The organism is Streptomyces tsukubensis (assembly GCF_003932715.1).
Classification (GTDB): Bacteria; Actinomycetota; Actinomycetes; order Streptomycetales; family Streptomycetaceae; genus Streptomyces; species Streptomyces tsukubensis.
Map to the genome: position 1 here is coordinate 2,325,059 of NZ_CP020700.1, position 17,882 is coordinate 2,342,940.

A 17,882-nucleotide genomic window follows, 5' to 3' on the forward strand; every position below is an offset into this window, starting at 1 on the left:
CGTCCCCCGTTCCCGCCGGTGCGCCGGCGGGGGCGGGGGACGGCTCCGACTCCCCCGGCCGTCGCGACCGCACCGTGGAGGACCGTTGAGCTCCAAGGCCAAGGGGTGGTGTCTGGCCGCCGCCGTCTGCGCCGGGCTGTGGCTCGTCCACAACGGCTCGCGGACCGTGAACCCGCCCGTCCCCTCCGCCGCACAGGCCTTCGCGGCGGGCCCCAGATTCCATACGGACGCCGCGGCCGACCCCCTGCCGCCGTCCCAGCCGCTGCGGTTCCGGATTCCGGACATCGACGTCGACGCCCCGTTCATCGGCCTGGGACTCGGCCGGGACGGCAGTCTCGACGTACCGCCCGCGGAGAACCGGAATCTGGTGGGCTGGTTCCGGGACGGCACCCCGCCGGGTTCGAAGGGCACGTCCGTCGTCGCGGGTCATGTCGACGACGCGAGCGGCCCGGCCGTCCTCTACGCCCTGGGCGCCCTGGCGAAGGGCCACCGGATCGAAGTCGTCCGGGCCGACCGGCAGGTGGCCGTGTTCACCATCGACGCCATCGAGGTGTACGAGGCCGATGCCTTCCCCGACAGCAAGGTGTACGGCCCCGAGAACCGCGCCGAACTCCGCGTGATCACCTGCGGCGGCGGTTTCGACAAGAAGTCCGGCGACTACCGGGGCAATGTCGTCGCCTACGCCCATCTCATCGGGGTCAGGAAGGTCTGACGCGCGTTCCGGTGACGCGTGTCCCGGTGACGACCGTCGCCAACCAGGTGCCGGAGTGCTCCACGTCCGGGACCAGCCCGGCGTCCGCGACGATGTCCCGGGCCCGTCCGGCCTGCCGCTCACCGGTCTCGAAGAGCAGCCGGCCGCCGGGCGCGAGCCACCCGGCCGCCCCGGCGGCGACCCGCCGCAGTACGTCGAGCCCGTCGGCGCCGCCGTCCAGCGCGGTCCGCGCCTCGTGCTCCCGGGCCTCGGCGGGCAGCAGACCGATCTCCCCCGTGGGGACGTACGGCACATTCGCCAGCAGCACGTCGACCCGCCCCCGCAGCCCGGCCGGAAGCGGGGCATAGAGGTCGCCCTCGTACACCCGGCCGTCGAACGGCAGCACATTGCGGCGGGCGCACGCGACGGCGGCCGGGTCGATATCGGCCGCGTGGAGTTCCGCGCCCGTGACCCCGGCGGCCAGCGCCGCGCCCAGTGCGCCGGAGCCGCAGCAGAGATCGGCGACGACGGGCCGGGGCGGGGCGAGGGCGACGGCCCGCCGGACGAGGAACTCCGTACGGCGCCGGGGTACGAACACCCCCGGGTCCACGGAGATCCGCAGCCCGGCGAATTCGGCCCAGCCGACGATGTGCTCCAGCGGGCGTCCCGCGGCCCGCAGCCGGACCATGGCGTCGAGCCGGGCGGGGGTGTCCGCGGCGGAGATCAGCAGGGCGGCCTCGTCCTCGGCGAAGACACAGCCGGCCGCGCGGAGCCGGGCCACGACCGGCCCGGGGTCCGTACCGGAAGAGGGAGAGGAGGGAGAGAGCGACGACGAGAACGACATGGCGGGGCCTTCCGGGGGTCCGAAGGGCGCTCCACGGCTTTCACCTCAGCCGGTGGGCCGTCCCGGCCGTCGTCCGGCCGTACGGGAGGAGCACCCGGTCCTTCACAGCGGAAATCGGGCTCACCTCCTTGTTCCTCCACAGCGGCGTTCGGTCCCGCCGCCGGGCGGCCGGCGGGGCCGTGGCTCCCGGGCACGGGACGGCCACTGTATCCCGGCCCTCCCCCGGGGACACGGGGAAGGGCCGGACACTCCGGTTCAGCGCAGCCCGGACGCCTCGAAGACCGCGCGGGCCCGTTCCGTCTCGATGTCGTCCATCCGGCTCCGCAGTCCGTCCAGTACCGGGGTGCCGGTACGGAGCAGTCCGCTCTCCCGCGAGCGGCGCGCGCCCCGGTCGATCTCGTGCCAGATCAGCGGGTTCGCGGCGAGGGTGATCGGGTCGATCTCCACCCGGCGGCCGGTCGCGTCCCGCAGGACGACCCGCTGCGCGATGCCTTCGCGGCGGGATATCCGGGTGAGCAGATGGGTGTGGACGCGCCGCTCCCGCAGCAGTCCGCGGACCGCCAGCCAGTCGTGACCGACCGTCACCCGGGGCGGGTAGAGGACGGCGAAGAGCAGTGCCGCGAGGCCGGACCAGAGTGCGGAGCGCAGTGCGTCGAGGGTGCCCGCTCCCAGGTCGACGATGTGCAGCAGGACCAGCAGGGCGAGGGCGCAGAAGGCCGCCGCCCACAGGTCCCGGGTCCATCGGCTGTCCTCGGCGACGACACCGCCGGATCCGGGGCCGTCGGATCCGCGGGATCCGGTCTCCGTGTGCTTCCCGTGTTCCCCCGGCCCACCGTCCGGGGCTTGAGTTCCCATGGCCGGAGGGTAGGGCCGCCGGGCCCGTCCGTCCCCGTCCCGGCGGTCTCGCTGACGATTTCCGTACGCACCGCGTCAACATCCCGTGAAGACCGGTCGTCCGGGCGCAAGGGACACGACAAGACGGCCCTTGACGGGAAATCGGCGCCCCCACTCTGGGGTCGGCCCGTTTCCGGGGGCCGTCTCAGGAGGGGGACCAGCTCGATGACCAGTATCTCCACGCCGCGCGGTCCGGCCGGGAGCCCGGCGGGCGGCCCGGCGCCGGACGGTCCCCCGGGGCCGGGCGGCGGGCCGGAACCTTCGCTTTCCTTCCCCCGCGACCGGCAGGAGCGGCACAAGCTGACCGCCCTCCAAGGGCTGGCCGCGCTCTCCCTGGACGCGATGGCGTCGGTGGCGTACGGGCCGGAGGCCATCGTCCTGGTCCTGGCGGTCGCCGGGTCCGCCGGCCTCGGCTACACCCTGCCCGTCACGCTCGCGATCGCCGCGCTGCTGGTCGTACTGGTGGCCTCGTACCGGCAGGTGATCGCCGCCTTCCCGGACGGCGGCGGATCGTACGCGGTCGCCCGCCGCCATCTGGGGCGGCGCACCTCCCTGACGGCGGCGGCTTCCCTCGTCCTCGACTACGTCCTGAACGTCGCGGTCTCCGTGACGGCCGGTGTCGCGGCCCTCACCTCGGCCTTCCCCTCCCTCTACGACGACCGGCTGCCGCTCTGCCTGGGGGTGCTGGTGCTGGTCACCGCGGTCAATCTGCGGGGCATCGTGAACTCCGCGAAGGCGTTCATCCTGCCGACCGCGGTCTTCGTCGGGTCCATCCTCACGCTGATCGCGGTCGGGCTGTTCCGCAGCGCCCCGGTGTCCACGGAGGCAGCCGCCGGGCACGCCTCGGTCCTGGGCGAGAACACGACCACCGTCGGTGCGCTGCTGCTGCTCAAGGCGTTCGCCTCGGGCTGTTCGGCACTGACGGGGGTGGAGGCGGTCGCCAACGCGGTGCCGTCGTTCCGCGCCCCGGCCGCCCGGCGGGCCCAGCACACGGAGATCGCGCTCGGCGCGCTGCTGGGGGTGATGCTGATCGGTCTGTCGATCCTGATCGGACGGTTCCACCTCCAGCCGGTCGAGGGCGTGACCGTACTGGCGCAGCTCGCCGACGCCTCACTGGGCCACAACTGGGGCTTCTACGTGGTCCAGTTCGCCACGGTCGTGCTGCTGGCCCTGGCCGCGAACACCTCCTTCGGCGGGCTGCCAGTGCTGATGTCGCTGCTGGCCAGGGACAACTATCTGCCGCACGTCTTCCGGCTGAAGGCCGACCGGGAGGTCCACCGGCACGGTGTGGTGGCGCTGGCGGCCGTCGCCGCGCTGCTGCTGCTCTTCTCCGGCGGCGACACCAACACCCTTGTACCGCTGTTCGCGATCGGCGTCTTCGTCGGCTTCACCATCTGCCAGGCCGGGATGGTGATCCACTGGCGGGCCGGGCGGGCCCCCGGGTGGGCCCGGAAGGCGCTGCTCAACGGTCTCGGAGCGGTGCTGACCGGGGTGAGCGCGCTCGTCGTCACCGCGACCAAGTTCACCGAGGGCGCCTGGCTGATCGTGATCGCGCTGCCCGCGCTGGTGGTGCTGTTCGAACGGGTGCACCGGGCATACGGGCGGATCGACGAGCGGATCGGCCTGGGCCGGGTGCCGGAGGCGCCGCACCGGGACCGGTCGCTGGTCATCGTCCCCGTATCGCATCTGTCCCGGCTGACCTGCGAGGCGGTGAACGCGGCGGTGTCCCTGGGCGACGAGGTGCGGGCGGTGACGGTCACGCATACGGATCCGGAGGACCGGGAGGCGGCGCGGGCGCTGCGCCGGGACTGGGAGCTGTGGAATCCGGGGGTCGATCTGGTGGAGCTGCACTCGGAGCACCGCAGGATAGGGCGGCCGGTGTCGGAGTACGTCCGGCGGGTCTACAAGTACCACCCGAACACCCGGGTCACCGTGCTGATTCCGGAGGTGGAGCCGGACCGGTGGTGGCAGCGGGTGCTCCAGAACCAGCGGGGCGCGGTGCTGGCGCACGCGGTGCGCCGGGACACGGAGGCGGTGATCTGCCGGCTGCGCTTCCGGCTGGCGGACCCGGAACAGCGTCCCGGCCGGACGGACGAGGACTGAGGCCTGTACGGGCCCTGCGGCGCCGGGGACTCGGGGGTCCCCGGCGCCGTCGTGCCGCCGTACGGCAGCGGTACGACCCCGGGGGCGCGTCCGCCCGTTCCCCGCGCGGACGCGCCCCGGCGCCGTCGTTTCGCCGCTCAGCCCGCGGTCGGTGCCTCCGCCGGTGCGCCGCCCCGCAGCAGGGCCGCGCCCAGCGGGGTGAGGGTGTGGAGGACGGCGTTCCCGTGCCGGAGGGTGAGGACGAGCCCCGCCTCCCGCAGCACGGCCGCGTGCTGGCTGGCCGAGGCCAGGGAGACCCCGGCCCGGCGGGCCAGTTCGCTGGTGGTGCAGCCGTACTGGATGGCCTGGAGGACCGCGGACCGGGTGTGCCCGACGAGCCGCCCCAGGGACGGGGCGAGCGCGGTGGCGGTCTCCCCGAAGACCGGGTCGGGCGGGTGGTCGACGGGGTAGACGAGGACCGGCGGCAGCGCGGAGTCGCGCAGCACGACGGGGGTGTCCCGGCAGAAGAACGACGGCTGGAGGAGGAGTCCACGGCCGTCGAGGCGGAGTTCGCGGTCGACCGGGTAGTCGGCTTCCAGGACCGGCTGGCGCCAGCGGAACACGGGCGGCAGCGAGCAGAGGAGTTCGGCGGCTCCCCCGTCGAGCAGCGCCCGGCCGCGGACCGCACGGTCGGCTTCGACTCTGGCTTGAATCTGCGGCCAGTACGGTTCGACCGCGGCCCGGTAGTAGCTGCGGATCGTGGTCAGCAGCCGGGACATGGGTGCGGGCCGCCCCTCCGCGAGGGCGGCGACCGCGGGAGCCGGGGCGGGGGCGGCGCCCGGGGGCGCCTGGGCCCGCTCCGCGGCCGCCCCGGCTCCCGCCGCAGGTCCGGGCCCGGACCCCGGTGCACGGCCGCCTGCACGGGCGGATGCACGGGATGCTGAAGCCAGAGTCAGTTCGGAATGAAGTCGAGCCGGTTCGGTCCCACGTATCGCCGCGAGGCCCGATTCCAGGCCGCCGCCCGCTTCCGACGGGGTCAGAAAGTCCGGAAAATAGCCCCTCGGCGGGACCACTGCGGCCAGCAGGCTTGTTTCACCATTCAACCTGGCCCGGGTTTCCGATCGCCATTCCCCGAACATCACCGCACGTCGGCGCTCTCTCAATCGGTGAAAACTGAGAATCGTTTCCCACAGGACATCCGGTTTCGCTGCCATTCTCACTCTGGCCAGATCGTCACCGGTGAAATGGATACGGAGCACTGAACCCCCACTGTTGCATGAGCAATCGCCCCCTACCACTGAGTATGCACATCATCACAACCGGTTACCACGGAGTTTCAGCCAGAGTTGAAAAGCCTCGCCCGGGACCGGTGCGAACCGAAAGGCTGTACCGCGTCGGGCAGGTTCCTTCTGTCTCCGATGGACGCTGCGAAGACCGTGGGGGGCTTTGCACCGTCCGGCGGCGGGTGACAGAAGGTGCGGCTCCCTGTCCGGCCGGGGTAATGGGGCGCGGCCCGGGGATGGGGATCCACGGGCCGCGCCCCGCCCGTGTCCGGGGGCGGAATCTCGACTTCCGTTCGTTAACGGCCGGGACTGCAGAGGCGAATTCAGCAACCACATTATGGAAGTCGCGCAAACAGCGGACGACTGCGCGAAACCGGAGTTGCACAGAAGAGCCGAGTAAGCAGCGAAGGAGCGGGCGCCCCGCACAAGGCGCCCGCTCCTTCCGTTCTGGGTTCCGGGGCCGCCGCGGCCCGTTGAGGGATGGGGTACGGACGGCGGCGACCCCGGAGTTCGAAGGTCAGCGCGAATCGCTGCCCCGGGACTCGACGGCCGCCCGCCCGGCCTCCAGCCGGGCCACCGGGATCCGGAAGGGCGAGCAGGACACGTAGTCGAGGCCCACCTCGTGGAAGAAGTGCACCGACTCCGGGTCGCCGCCGTGCTCCCCGCAGACCCCGAGCTTGAGGCCGGGCCGGGTGGCCCGGCCGGCCGCCACCGCGTTCCGGACCAGGGAGCCGACGCCGTCCTGGTCGATGGTCTCGAACGGCGAGACCCCGAAGATGCCCTTCTCCAGGTAGGCGGTGAAGAAGCTCGCCTCCACGTCGTCGCGTGAGAAGCCCCACACCGTCTGGGTGAGGTCGTTGGTGCCGAAGCTGAAGAACTCGGCGGCCTCCGCGATCTGAGCGGCGGTCAGCGCGGCCCGCGGCAGCTCGATCATGGTGCCGAGTGCCAGCTTCAGCCGGGTCCCGGTGGCCGCCTCGACCTCCGCGATCACGGTCTCGGCCTCGTCGCGGACGATCTCCAGCTCCTGGACCGTACCGACCAGCGGGATCATGATCTCGGCGCGCGGATCGCCCTTGGCGTCCTTGCGGGCGGCCGCGGCCTCCGCGATCGCCCGTACCTGCATCGCGAAGAGACCGGGGATCACCAGACCCAGCCGGACCCCGCGCAGCCCCAGCATCGGGTTCTGCTCGTGGAGCCGGTGGACGGCCTGGAGCAGCCGCAGGTCGTTCTCGTTGTGGTCCTTGCGGGCCTCGGCCAGCGCCACCCGTACCGACAGTTCGGTGATGTCGGGGAGGAACTCGTGCAGCGGCGGGTCGAGCAGCCGTACCGTCACCGGCAGTCCGTCCATCGCCTCGAACAGCTCGATGAAGTCCTTCTTCTGGAGCGGCAGCAGCTTCTCCAGGGCCTCGGCCCGCTCCTCGTCGTGGTCGGCGAGGATCAGCCGCTCGACCATCTCGCGCCGCTCGCCGAGGAACATGTGCTCGGTACGGCAGAGGCCGATGCCCTGGGCGCCGAACCGCCGGGCCCGCAGCGCGTCCTCGGCGTTGTCGGCGTTGGCCCTGACCCGCAGCCTGCGCACCCGGTCCGCGTACGCCATGATCCGGTGCACGGCGGCGACCAGCTCGTCCGCGTCGTCGGCGCCCGCGTGCATCCGGCCCTCGAAGTACTCGACGACCGGGGATGGCACGACCGGCACCTCCCCGAGGTACACCTTGCCGGTGGAGCCGTCGACGGAGACCAGATCGCCCTCCTCCACCACGGTGCCGCCGACGGTCATCCGCCGCCGCTTGGTGTCGACCTCCAGGTCCTCGGCGCCGCAGACACAGGTCTTGCCCATCCCGCGGGCGACGACGGCCGCATGCGAGGTCTTTCCGCCGCGGGAGGTGAGGATGCCCTCGGCCGCGATCATCCCGTCGAGGTCGTCGGGGTTGGTCTCACGGCGGATGAGGATGACCTTCTCGCCGGAGCGGGACCATTTGACGGCGGTGTACGAGTCGAAGACGGCCTTGCCGACCGCGGCGCCCGGCGAGGCGGCGATCCCGCGCCCCAGCAGCTCGACCGGGGCGTCCTCGTCGAAGCGGGGGAACATCAGCTGGGCCAGCTGGGCCCCGTTGACCCGCATCAGGGCCTCGGCCTCGTCGATCAGGCCCTGGTCGACGAGCTGGGTGGCGATCCGGAAGGCGGCACCCGCGGTGCGCTTGCCGACCCGGGTCTGGAGCATCCACAGCTTTCCGCGCTCGATGGTGAACTCGATGTCGCAGAGGTCGAGGTAGTGGTTCTCCAGCACCTCCATGATCTGCATCAGCTGGTCGTACGACGCCTTGTCGATGCTCTCCAGCTCCGCGAGCGGCACGGTGTTGCGGATGCCCGCGACCACGTCCTCGCCCTGGGCGTTCTGGAGGTAGTCGCCGTAGACGCCCTGCTGGCCGCTGGCGGGGTCGCGGGTGAAGGCGACACCGGTGCCGGAGTCGGGGCCGAGGTTGCCGAAGACCATGGAGCAGACGTTGACGGCGGTGCCCAGGTCGTTGGGGATGCGCTCCTGGCGGCGGTAGAGCCGGGCCCGGTCACCGTTCCACGAGGCGAAGACGGCCTTGATCGCGAGGTCCATCTGCTCCCGCGGGTCCTGCGGGAAGTCCCGTCCGGCCTCGGCCTTGACGATCTTCTTGAACCGCTTGACCAGCCGCTGCAGATCGGCCGCGTCGAGATCGGTGTCGACGGTGACGCCCTTGGACTCCTTGGCCTCCTCCAGCGCCTCCTCGAAGAGTTCGCCGTCGACGCCGAGGACGGTCCGGCCGAACATCTGGATGAGCCGACGGTACGAGTCCCAGGCGAACCGCTCGTCGCCCGCCTGCTGGGCGAGTCCGGTCACGGAAGCGTCGGAGAGACCGATGTTGAGGACGGTGTCCATCATGCCGGGCATGGAGAACTTGGCGCCCGAGCGGACCGAGACCAGGAGGGGGTCGCCGGGTTCACCGAGCCGCTTGCCCATCCGCTGTTCCAGGGCGTCGAGGTGCGCACTCACCTCGGACCGCAGGGCGGCCGGCTCGTCACCGCTGTCGAGATACGCCTTGCACGCCTCGGTGGTGATGGTGAAGCCCGGAGGGACGGGCAGCCCGAGGTTGGTCATCTCGGCGAGGTTGGCGCCCTTGCCACCGAGCAGGTCCTTGAGGTCCTTGTTGCCCTCGGTGAAGGCGTAGACGAACTTCTGATCGGACGTCTGATCGGGGAGGTCTCTGATTTCCGACACGGCTCTCGACCCTTCGAGGCTCGGTGGCTGCCCTGACGGCGAGGAACATACCCAGATCGAAGGCGTCTGGGTACGTCCACTTGGCCGTCATACGGCTGTAACCACTCGTCCGCCACCGGATCGAAAGTGAACTGACGGGTAGACGGCTTTACCTTCCCCTTTCAGAGCTTGAACACATCGCCACGCTCGGCAGCGGCGAGTGGCCGTCGCGTCGACGGAGGGTGACAAGAAGAGCAAGAGGTCGAACACAGCCGGGGTGGCACTCCGTGCCACCCTTCCGAGTTCTGCAACCGCCCCCAAAGCGCTCATCCGAGCAGAGCCCCTCTCAAGGGTGGCGAGAATCACGCAGCGGGAGACCCTTCGTTTCCACCATCCGGACGCAGCGGAACGCCCGCCGCCACAAGGGCTGCGTACGAGACTGCGGGGTTCCGGAAGGGGGGGAGGCGTCAGCCGCCGGAGGTGTCCAGCTCCGCGTCGGCGGCGACGCCCGCGCAGTCGTACGGGTCCTTGAGCCAGCCGTCCGGAAGCACCACGCGGTTGTTCCCGGAGGTCCGCCCGCGCGGCCCGTCCGCGCCCTCGGGCCACGGCTGGTCGAGCGCGAGCAGTCCGAGCTGTTCGTCGAGTTCCGCCAGCGAGGAGGTGATCGCGAGCCGCTTGCGCATCTCGGAGCCGACCGAGAAGCCCTTCAGATACCAGGCGACGTGCTTGCGGAAGTCGATGACACCGCGGGACTCGTCCCCGATCCACTCCCCCAGCAGTTCGGCATGGCGCCGCATCACCGCGGCCACCTCGCGCAGGGTCGGCGTCACCCGCTCCGTACCGCCTTCGAAGGCGGAGACCAGATCGCGGAAGAGCCACGGCCGGCCCAGACAGCCGCGGCCGACGACGACACCGTCGCAGCCGGTCTCGCGGACCATCCGCAGCGCGTCGTCGGCGGACCAGATATCGCCGTTGCCGAGGACCGGGATCTCGGGGACGTGCTCCTTGAGCCGGGCGATGGCGTCCCAATCGGCCGTGCCGCCGTAGTGCTGGGCGGCCGTACGGCCGTGCAGGGCGATGGCGGTGACGCCCTCGTCGACGGCGATCCGGCCGGCGTCCAGATAGGTCAGATGGTCGTCGTCGATGCCCTTGCGCATCTTCATGGTCACCGGCAGGGCACCGGCGTTGCCGACGGCCTCGTGCAGGATCGCCCGGAGCAGCGGCCGCTTGTAGGGCAGGGCCGAGCCGCCGCCCTTGCGGGTGACCTTGGGGACCGGGCAGCCGAAGTTGAGGTCGATATGGTCGGCGAGATCCTCGTCCACGATCATCCGGACCGCCTTGCCGACGGTGACCGGGTCGACTCCGTACAGCTGGATCGAGCGCGGTGTCTCGGTGGCGTCGAAGTGGATGAGCTGCATGGTCTTGTCGTTCCGCTCGACCAGCGCCCGGGTGGTGATCATCTCGCTCACGAAGAGGCCCTTGCCGCCGCTGAACTCCCGGCACAGCGTGCGGAAGGGGGCGTTGGTGATCCCGGCCATCGGGGCGAGCACCACCGGCGGGCGCACCGCGTGCGGGCCGATGGTGAGCGTCGCGGCGGCCGCGGCCTCGGGGGCCGCCGTCGCCGGGGCGACGGAGGGCGCGGCGGGGGACGTGGCGAGCGTGGTCATCCGTCCATTGTCGCGTATGGCTCAGTGCACAAGGACAGGCTTTATTAGTTAACCGTACTATCGACATATGTCTGTGTCCGAGCTCACATCACGGCGCCGCCTGCTCGTCCTGGGCATCTGCTGCATGAGTCTGCTGATCGTCAGCCTCGACAACACCATCCTCAATGTGGCCCTGCCGTCGATCGGCCGTGAGCTGGGCGCCTCCGTCTCCGGACTCCAGTGGGCCATCGACGCCTACACGCTGGTGCTGGCGTCGCTGCTGATGCTCGCCGGGTCGACCGCGGACCGGATCGGACGCCGCCGGGTCTTCATGGCGGGCCTGGTGCTGTTCACCCTGGGTTCGGCCCTGTGTTCGCTCGCCCCCAGCCTGGAACTGCTGGTGGTCTTCCGGATGGTGCAGGCAGTCGGCGGCTCGATGCTCAACCCGGTGGCCATGTCGATCATCACCAACACCTTCACCGACCCCGCCGAGCGGGCCCGCGCGATCGGGGTCTGGGGCGGGGTCGTCGGCATCTCGATGGCCGCGGGACCGCTGGTGGGCGGGCTCCTCGTGGACTCGGTCGGCTGGCGTTCGGTCTTCTGGGTCAATATCCCCGTCGGCCTGCTGGCGCTCCTGCTGACCTGGCGGTACGTCCAGGAGTCCCGGGCGCCGAAACCGCGGCGTGCGGACCCCGTGGGCCAGGTGCTGATCATCGTGCTGCTGGGCTCGCTGACGTACGCGATCATCGAGACGGACCCGGTGGCCGGGGTGGTCGCGGCCCTGGCGCTGCTGGGCGTGCTGTTCTACGAGCCGCGCCGCCAGGAGCCGCTGATCGACCTCCGGTTCTTCCGCAGCGCGCCGTTCAGCGGGGCGACGGTCATCGCGATCGCGGCCTTCGCCGCCCTCGGCGGCTTCCTCTTCATGAATACGCTCTACCTCCAGGAGGTCCGCGGTTACGACGCCCTGCACGCCGGGCTCTACATGCTGCCGATGGCCGCGGTGACGCTGGTCGCCGCGCCGCTGTCGGGCCGTCTGGTGGGGAGTCTGGGACCCCGGCTGCCGCTGCTGGTCGCCGGGGCGGCGATGGCGGCGAGCGGGGTGCTGTTCGCCGCGTTCGAGGCGGAGACCTCGAACACGCTGCTGTTCACCGGGTACGTCCTGTTCGGTCTCGGCTTCGGCATGGTGAACGCGCCGATCACCAATACCGCGGTCTCCGGGATGCCGCGGTCGCAGGCAGGGGTGGCGGCGGCGGTGGCCTCCACCAGCCGGCAGATCGGCCAGACCCTCGGGGTCGCGGTGATCGGCACGGTGCTGGCGACGGGCGTCTCACTCGGTCTGGGCACGGTGGCGCAGAGCGCAGCGCGCACGGACGCGTTCCTGGCCGCGAGCCGCCCCGCCTGGTGGATCATCGCGGCCTGCGGGGCCGTGGTCCTGCTGGTCGGCGCCGCGACCACCGGCCGCTGGGCCCGGCATACGGCCTTCGCCTGCGCCGTACGCCTCCAGGAGCCGGAGGTGGCGCAGGAACCGTCCCGTACGGGCTGAAGGGGGCCGCCGCCGGGCAGGGGGACGGCCCCGGACCGCGGGCTGCGCGGTGCGGGGCCGTCCGCCGCCCGGGGCGCCCCGCCGGATCGGCGGGCGGGGGCACCCCGGGGCATTTCGGTGGGTGGAGCGGTCAGCCGTCCTGGCCGGAGGTCTCCGGCGCGCTCTGGTCGGCGGCAGCGTCCTCGGCGCCTTCGGCGCCCTGGGTCCGCGCCCGCATCCGGTTCAGCAGCTCGGTCTTGCGGTCGTCGGCCGCCTGGCGGTCGGAGAGGCCGGCGGGGCCGACGCCCTCCTGTCCGGGGCGGGACAGCTTGCGGCGCTGACCGCCGACACCGAGAAGGTTGTTACGGCTCTTGGCCATGGGGTTCTCCCATCGTGGTGAGACTTGACTGTGGGGTCGTCAGCAAGGAGGCGGAGGCGGGGCGGACGCCGCCCGTGCCGCCGCCGGGCGCTCACTCGTAGATCTGGAAGAACGAAGACATACCCGGGACGTTACCGGGCCCGGCCCGCGGAGCGCATCCGGTTTCCGTGCCGCCCCGGGGCGGGGCGGGCACCCCCGCGGAGGGGGTGCCCGATGCGCCGGAGGCCGGCCGGGCGCCCGCCCGGCCGGCCTCCTCGTGTCGTCGCGCTCCGCGGCCGGGCGGCCGTCGAAGGGCCGTCCGGCAGGGGCTCAGCAGCCCAGCAGACGCTCGCCCAGGTACCCCTGGATACGGTCCAGGGAGACCCGCTCCTGCTTCATGGTGTCGCGCTCGCGCACGGTCACCGCGTTGTCGTCGAGGGTGTCGAAGTCGACGGTGACGCAGAACGGGGTGCCGATCTCGTCCTGGCGGCGGTAGCGGCGGCCGATCGCGCCCGCGTCGTCGAACTCGATGTTCCAGTTCTGGCGCAGGTCCGAGGCCAGGCCCTTGGCCTTCGGGGAGAGCTGCGGGTTGCGGGAGAGCGGCAGCACCGCGACCTTCACCGGCGCCAGGCGCGGGTCGAGCCGGAGCACGGTCCGCTTCTCCATGACGCCCTTGGCGTTCGGCGCCTCGTCCTCGTTGTAGGCGTCGAGGAGGAAGGCCAGCATCGTCCGGCCGACACCGGCGGCGGGCTCGATGACGTACGGCGTCCAGCGCTCGCCGGCCTCCTGGTCGAAGTACGACAGGTCGTGGCCGGAGGCCTTGGAGTGCGCGGAGAGGTCGTAGTCGGTGCGGTTGGCGACGCCCTCCAGCTCACCCCACTCGCTGCCGCCGAAGCGGAAGCGGTACTCGATGTCGGCGGTGCGCTTGGAGTAGTGGGAGAGCTTCTCCTTCGGGTGCTCGTACCAGCGCATGTTCTCCTCGCGCATACCGAGCCCGGTGTACCAGTTCCAGCGCTGGTCCATCCAGTACTGCTGCCACTCCTCGTCCTCGCCCGGCTTGACGAAGAACTCCATCTCCATCTGCTCGAACTCACGGGTCCGGAAGATGAAGTTTCCGGGCGTGATCTCGTTGCGGAAGGACTTGCCCATCTGCGCGATGCCGAACGGCGGCTTCTTGCGCGAGGTCTGCTGGACCTGGGCGAAGTTGGTGAAGATGCCCTGGGCGGTCTCGGGGCGCAGATAGGCGACCGAGCCCGAGTCCTGGGTGGGGCCGAGGTGGGTGGCGAGCAGACCGGAGAACTGCTTGGGGTCGGTGAAGGCGCCCTTGGTGCCGCAGTGCGGGCAGTTGACGTCCGCGAGGCCGTTCTCGGGCGACTTGCCGGAGTGCTTCTCCTCGTACGCCTCGATCAGGTGGTCCGCACGGAACCGCTTGTGACAGGAGGTGCACTCGGTGAGCGGGTCGGTGAAGGTGGCGACGTGGCCGGACGCCTCCCAGACCTCGGTCGCCAGGATGACCGACGAGTCGAGACCGACGACGTCCTCCCGCGAGGTGACCATGTAGCGCCACCACTGGCGCTTGATGTTCTCCTTCAGCTCGACACCCAGCGGCCCGTAGTCCCAGGCGGCCCGCTGGCCGCCGTAGATCTCACTGCAGGGATAGACAAAGCCACGGCGCTTGCTCAGGTTGACGATGGTGTCGATCTTGTCGGCGGCCACGGTGCTCTCTTCATAGACGACGGCGACGAACGGCGAATGCTTCAGATTACCGGCGTGCGCACCCCCGGGATCAAATCGAGGGCGGTCAGCGGCCCGACGAGAAGCGGACTCTCTTCTTCCGTGTACCTGCCACCCGGCCCGTCGATGTATCCGACAACCAGCTTGTTGACAATCGTTTCCACTTTTGTTGAAAATGACTGTCATGAACGTACGCCCCCTGATACCCACGGCCGTCACCGCAGGAGCCGCCGCCCTCGGACTTCTCGCGCTGTCGGCCTGCTCCACCGCCGATGCCTCGGACGGCCGGGAGGACGGAAAGCTCAAGGTGGTGGCGTCGTTCTATCCAATGCAGTTCCTCGCCGAGCGGATCGGCGGCGATCATGTGAAGGTCTCCACCCTGACCAAGCCGGGTGTCGAGCCGCACGATCTGGAACTCAAGCCCCGCCAGGCCGCCCAGCTGGAGAAGGCGGGCTACATCCTCTATCTCAAGGGCGTCCAGCCTGCTGTCGACACCGCCATCGAGAAGACGGACATCGACCACAAAACGGACGCGGCGAAGCTCACGGACACCGGGCTCCACCCCGAGAAGGCCGAGAAGGCCGGGAAGCCCGAAGCCGACGCCCACGACCACGGCGCCGAAAAGGACGGTCACGACCACGGCACGGAGGGCGACGGCCACGGCCATGAGCAGGGCGCGAAGGACGACGGGCACGGCCACGACCACGGTGACGGCGATCCGCATATCTGGCTGGACCCGCTGAAGTACGCGCAGGTCGCCGACGGCGTCGGCGCCGCACTCGCCAAGGCCGACCCCGACAACGCCGCGGACTACCGCAAGAACGCCGCCGCGCTGTCCGGCGAGCTGAAGGCGCTGCACGCATCCTTCGAGCAGGGCCTGAAGAACACCGCCACCCGCACCTTCGTCACCACGCACTCCGCCTTCGGCCACCTCGCCGAGCGGTACGGGCTGAAGCAGGAGGGCATCGCCGGTATCGACCCCGAGGCCGAGCCCAGCCCCGCCCGGATCAAGGAGCTCCAGACCGTCGCCAAGAGCGACCGGGTGACCACCGTCTTCTTCGAGACCCTCGCCAGCGACCGGACCGCGAAGACCCTCGCCGGGGACACCGGACTCCGGACCGACGTCCTCGACCCCCTGGAGGGCATCACCGAGAAGTCGAAGGGCCGGGACTACTTCGAGGTCATGAACGCCAACCTCACCGCCCTCAAGACGGCCCTGGGGGCGAAATGAGCACCCCGAACTCCAAGGACGCCCCCGCCGTCGCCCTGACCGGCGCCCGGGCCGCCCTCGGCTCCCGGCCCGTGCTGCGCGGCGTCGATCTGACCGTGGCCCGCGGCGAGGTCGTCGCCCTGCTCGGAGCCAACGGCTCCGGCAAGTCCACCGCCGTCCGCGCCGCGATCGGCCGGGTGCCGCTCACCGAGGGCCGGGCCGAGCTCTTCGGCACCGAGCTGCGCCGCTTCCGCCAGTGGGCCCGGGTCGGCTACGTACCGCAGCGGACCACCGCGGCGAGCGGGGTGCCCGCGACCATCCGCGAGGTCGTCTCGTCCGGACGGCTCTCCCGGACCCGGTTCGGACTGCTGTCCCGCACCGACCGGGCCGCCATCGACCGGGCGATCGGCCTGGTCGGGCTCGCGGACCGGGCCGGGGACCCGGTGGAGGCGCTCTCCGGCGGACAGCACCAGCGGGTGCTGATCGCCCGGGCGCTGGCCGCCGAACCCGAGCTGCTGATCATGGACGAGCCGATGGCCGGGGTCGACCTGGCCAGCCAGGAGGTCCTCGCCGCCACCCTGCGCGACCAGGTCGCTGCGGGCACCACCGTGCTCCTGGTGCTGCACGAGCTGGGCGCGGTGGAGCCGCTGATCGACCGGGCCGTCGTGCTCCGCGACGGCTGCGTGGTCCACGACGGGCCGCCCCCGAGGGCCGTGGGCCAGCATGCGCTGCCCGGCCACGACCACGTACATCCGCACGCGGCCGACGAGCCGCTCCGCACCGGACTGCTGGGCTGACCATGGAAATCCTCGAAACGGCGTTTATGCAGCGGGCGCTGATCGCGGCCCTGCTGGTCGGCATCACCGCCCCCGCGATCGGTGTCTATCTCGTCCAGCGCCGGCAGGCGCTGATGGGCGACGGCATCGGCCATATCGCGATGACCGGTGTGGGCCTCGGCTTCCTGCTCTCCACCAACCCCATCTGGATGGCGACGCTGGTCTCCGTCGCCGGTGCCGTCACCATGGAGCTGATCAGGGCGTACGGCCGCACCCGCGGCGATATCGCCCTGGCCCTGCTCTTCTACGGCGGCATGGCGGGCGGAGTGATGCTGATCAACGTCTCCGACACCGGTTCGACGGCCGATCTCGGCTCCTTCCTCTTCGGTTCGCTCTCCACCGTCTCCGATGCCGATCTGACGGCCATCGCCCTGCTCGCGGCCTTTGTGGTGCTGGTCTCGGTGGGCCTGCGCAGGCAGCTCTTCGCGGTCAGCCAGGACGAGGAGTTCGCCCGGGTCACCGGCCTGCCGGTGCGGGCGCTGAACCTTCTGATCGCCGTCACGGCCGCGGTGACGGTCTCGGTCGCCATGCGGGTCGTGGGGCTGCTGCTGGTCAGCGCGCTGATGGTGGTCCCGGTGGTCGCCGCCCAGCAGATCTCGCGCTCCTTCAAGGCGACCTTCGCCCTGGCCGTCGGGATCGGGGTCACCGTGTCCCTCGCGGGGACCACGACCTCGTACTACCGCGACGTACCGCCCGGGGCGACGATCGTGCTGCTCGCGATCGGGGTCTTCCTGCTGCTGACCGCGCTGGCGGCGCCGGTGGCCCGGCGGCGGGCGAGGGCGGCCGAAGCGGTGGTTGCCGCCGACTGCCCGGTCGGGGTGCCGGGTGTCCGGTCCGCGGGGGACGACGTCACGGTCTGAGCCCGGCCCGTTCCGTACGGGGATCCGGTACGGGCAGGACGCGTACCGGATCCCCGTACGAAGGCCGTCGACAGCGAAACGGAAGGCCGGCTTCCGGGCGTGGAGGGGCGCCCCGCCGGGCCGAGGGTGCCGAGTGCGGCGCCGCGCCTGGCAGAATTGGCCGTGACACGTTGTGCGGCCGAACGAGGAGGCACCTGTGGCCACGGCGCCATCCGGCGGAAACACCACCCCCGTACGAGGCCGGTCGACCCGGCAGCGCGCCGCTGTCGCGTCCGCACTCAACGAGGTGGACGAGTTCCGCAGTGCCCAGGAACTGCACGACATGCTCAAGCACCGGGGCGATTCGGTGGGCCTGACGACGGTCTACCGCACCCTCCAGTCCCTGGCGGACGCGGGCGAGGTCGATGTCCTGCGCACCAGCGACGGCGAGTCCGTCTACCGCCGCTGCTCCACCGACGACCACCACCACCATCTGGTCTGCCGGGTCTGCGGCAAGGCCGTCGAGGTCGAGGGCCCCGCGGTGGAGTCGTGGGCCGAATCGGTCGCTGCCCAGCACGGCTATGTGAACGTGGCGCACACCGTGGAGATCTTCGGCACCTGCGCCGAATGCGCCGCCCGGCAGACCGCCAAGGGCTGACCCGCACGGACACGCATACAGACAGATACGGAAGAGGGCGGCGAGCCGATGGCCCGCCG

At 71.2% G+C, this 17,882-nt stretch carries 14 protein-coding genes; 7 read left to right on the forward strand and 7 right to left on the reverse strand.

Annotated features, from left to right (window positions below):
• Window positions 1–85: 85 nt before the first annotated feature.
• The gene (locus B7R87_RS08745; protein WP_006349413.1) at window positions 86–712 is read left to right on the forward strand and encodes a class F sortase; all 627 of its coding nucleotides are present in this window, start codon (window positions 86–88) and stop codon (window positions 710–712) included.
• Here the strand turns inward: B7R87_RS08745 and B7R87_RS08750 are convergent.
• Together B7R87_RS08750 and B7R87_RS08755 are read right to left on the reverse strand one after the other, a co-directional pair.
• On the reverse strand, window positions 699–1,535 hold the full coding sequence (locus B7R87_RS08750; RefSeq protein WP_045853096.1) for a putative protein N(5)-glutamine methyltransferase: 837 nt from the start codon (window positions 1,533–1,535) through the stop codon (window positions 699–701). The two genes, B7R87_RS08745 and B7R87_RS08750, sit on opposite strands and share 14 nt — an antisense overlap.
• Window positions 1,536–1,790: 255 nt before the next feature.
• Entirely contained in the window at window positions 1,791–2,390 is a 600-nt protein-coding gene (locus B7R87_RS08755; RefSeq protein ID WP_006349411.1) for a hypothetical protein, read from the reverse strand.
• A gap of 204 nt (window positions 2,391–2,594) precedes the next feature.
• On the opposite strand from B7R87_RS08755, the gene B7R87_RS08760 reads away from it, so the two are divergent.
• Window positions 2,595–4,532, forward strand: coding sequence for an APC family permease (locus B7R87_RS08760; protein WP_006349410.1), 1,938 nt, complete (start codon window positions 2,595–2,597; stop codon window positions 4,530–4,532).
• A 137-nt stretch (window positions 4,533–4,669) separates the two neighbouring features.
• Here the strand turns inward: B7R87_RS08760 and B7R87_RS08765 are convergent, their stop codons facing one another.
• The 3 genes from B7R87_RS08765 to dusB form a co-directional block, all read right to left on the reverse strand.
• Window positions 4,670–5,770: an ArsR/SmtB family transcription factor gene (locus B7R87_RS08765; protein WP_130584598.1), complete on the reverse strand. Its 1,101-nt coding sequence runs from the start codon at window positions 5,768–5,770 to the stop codon at window positions 4,670–4,672.
• A gap of 541 nt (window positions 5,771–6,311) precedes the next feature.
• Window positions 6,312–9,032, reverse strand: coding sequence for a pyruvate, phosphate dikinase (gene ppdK / locus B7R87_RS08770; RefSeq protein WP_040916373.1), 2,721 nt, complete (start codon window positions 9,030–9,032; stop codon window positions 6,312–6,314).
• A gap of 455 nt (window positions 9,033–9,487) precedes the next feature.
• On the reverse strand, window positions 9,488–10,687 hold the full coding sequence (gene dusB, locus B7R87_RS08775) for a tRNA dihydrouridine synthase DusB (protein WP_006349408.1): 1,200 nt from the start codon (window positions 10,685–10,687) through the stop codon (window positions 9,488–9,490).
• A 73-nt stretch (window positions 10,688–10,760) separates the two neighbouring features.
• Between dusB and B7R87_RS08780 the strand changes: the two genes are divergently transcribed.
• A complete protein-coding gene (locus B7R87_RS08780) occupies window positions 10,761–12,209 on the forward strand; it encodes an MFS transporter (protein ID WP_006349407.1) in 1,449 nt (482 codons plus the stop codon).
• A gap of 130 nt (window positions 12,210–12,339) precedes the next feature.
• Here B7R87_RS08780 and B7R87_RS08785 read toward each other — a convergent pair whose 3' ends face one another.
• On the reverse strand, window positions 12,340–12,567 hold the full coding sequence (locus B7R87_RS08785) for a DUF6243 family protein (RefSeq protein ID WP_130584599.1): 228 nt from the start codon (window positions 12,565–12,567) through the stop codon (window positions 12,340–12,342).
• A gap of 309 nt (window positions 12,568–12,876) precedes the next feature.
• Entirely contained in the window at window positions 12,877–14,262 is a 1,386-nt protein-coding gene (locus B7R87_RS08790; RefSeq protein ID WP_006349406.1) for a glycine--tRNA ligase, read from the reverse strand.
• Window positions 14,263–14,464: 202 nt separating this feature from the next.
• Here B7R87_RS08790 and B7R87_RS08795 point away from each other — a divergent pair, with 202 nt between their 5' ends.
• The 4 genes from B7R87_RS08795 (at window position 14,465) to B7R87_RS08810 (ending at window position 17,823) form a co-directional block, all read left to right on the forward strand.
• The gene (locus B7R87_RS08795) at window positions 14,465–15,511 is read left to right on the forward strand and encodes a metal ABC transporter substrate-binding protein (RefSeq protein WP_006349405.1); all 1,047 of its coding nucleotides are present in this window, start codon (window positions 14,465–14,467) and stop codon (window positions 15,509–15,511) included.
• Window positions 15,508–16,287 (forward strand): metal ABC transporter ATP-binding protein, encoded by a 780-nt coding sequence (locus B7R87_RS08800; protein ID WP_006349404.1) that lies wholly within the window; start codon window positions 15,508–15,510, stop codon window positions 16,285–16,287. The genes B7R87_RS08795 and B7R87_RS08800 overlap by 4 nt, the downstream gene beginning before the upstream one ends.
• 2 nt (window positions 16,288–16,289) lie before the next feature.
• Entirely contained in the window at window positions 16,290–17,186 is an 897-nt protein-coding gene (locus B7R87_RS08805) for a metal ABC transporter permease (RefSeq protein ID WP_040916367.1), read from the forward strand.
• A 196-nt stretch (window positions 17,187–17,382) separates the two neighbouring features.
• Complete coding sequence (locus B7R87_RS08810; protein ID WP_006349402.1) at window positions 17,383–17,823, forward strand: Fur family transcriptional regulator; 441 nt, start codon at window positions 17,383–17,385, stop codon at window positions 17,821–17,823.
• Window positions 17,824–17,882: the final 59 nt, after the last annotated feature.

Excerpts from the sequence above, each read along its gene's own strand:
- B7R87_RS08805 (WP_040916367.1), top strand. The coding sequence starts at position 16,290 with ATGGAAATCCTCGAAACGGCGTTTATGCAGCGGGCGCTGATCGCGGCC.
- B7R87_RS08800 (WP_006349404.1), top strand. The coding sequence starts at position 15,508 with ATGAGCACCCCGAACTCCAAGGACGCCCCCGCCGTCGCCCTGACCGGC.
- B7R87_RS08755 (WP_006349411.1), bottom strand. The coding sequence starts at position 2,390 with ATGGGAACTCAAGCCCCGGACGGTGGGCCGGGGGAACACGGGAAGCAC.
- B7R87_RS08750 (WP_045853096.1), bottom strand. The coding sequence starts at position 1,535 with ATGTCGTTCTCGTCGTCGCTCTCTCCCTCCTCTCCCTCTTCCGGTACG.
- B7R87_RS08795 (WP_006349405.1), top strand. The coding sequence starts at position 14,465 with ATGAACGTACGCCCCCTGATACCCACGGCCGTCACCGCAGGAGCCGCC.
- B7R87_RS08760 (WP_006349410.1), top strand. The coding sequence starts at position 2,595 with ATGACCAGTATCTCCACGCCGCGCGGTCCGGCCGGGAGCCCGGCGGGC.
- B7R87_RS08785 (WP_130584599.1), bottom strand. The coding sequence starts at position 12,567 with ATGGCCAAGAGCCGTAACAACCTTCTCGGTGTCGGCGGTCAGCGCCGC.
- dusB (WP_006349408.1), bottom strand. The coding sequence starts at position 10,687 with ATGACCACGCTCGCCACGTCCCCCGCCGCGCCCTCCGTCGCCCCGGCG.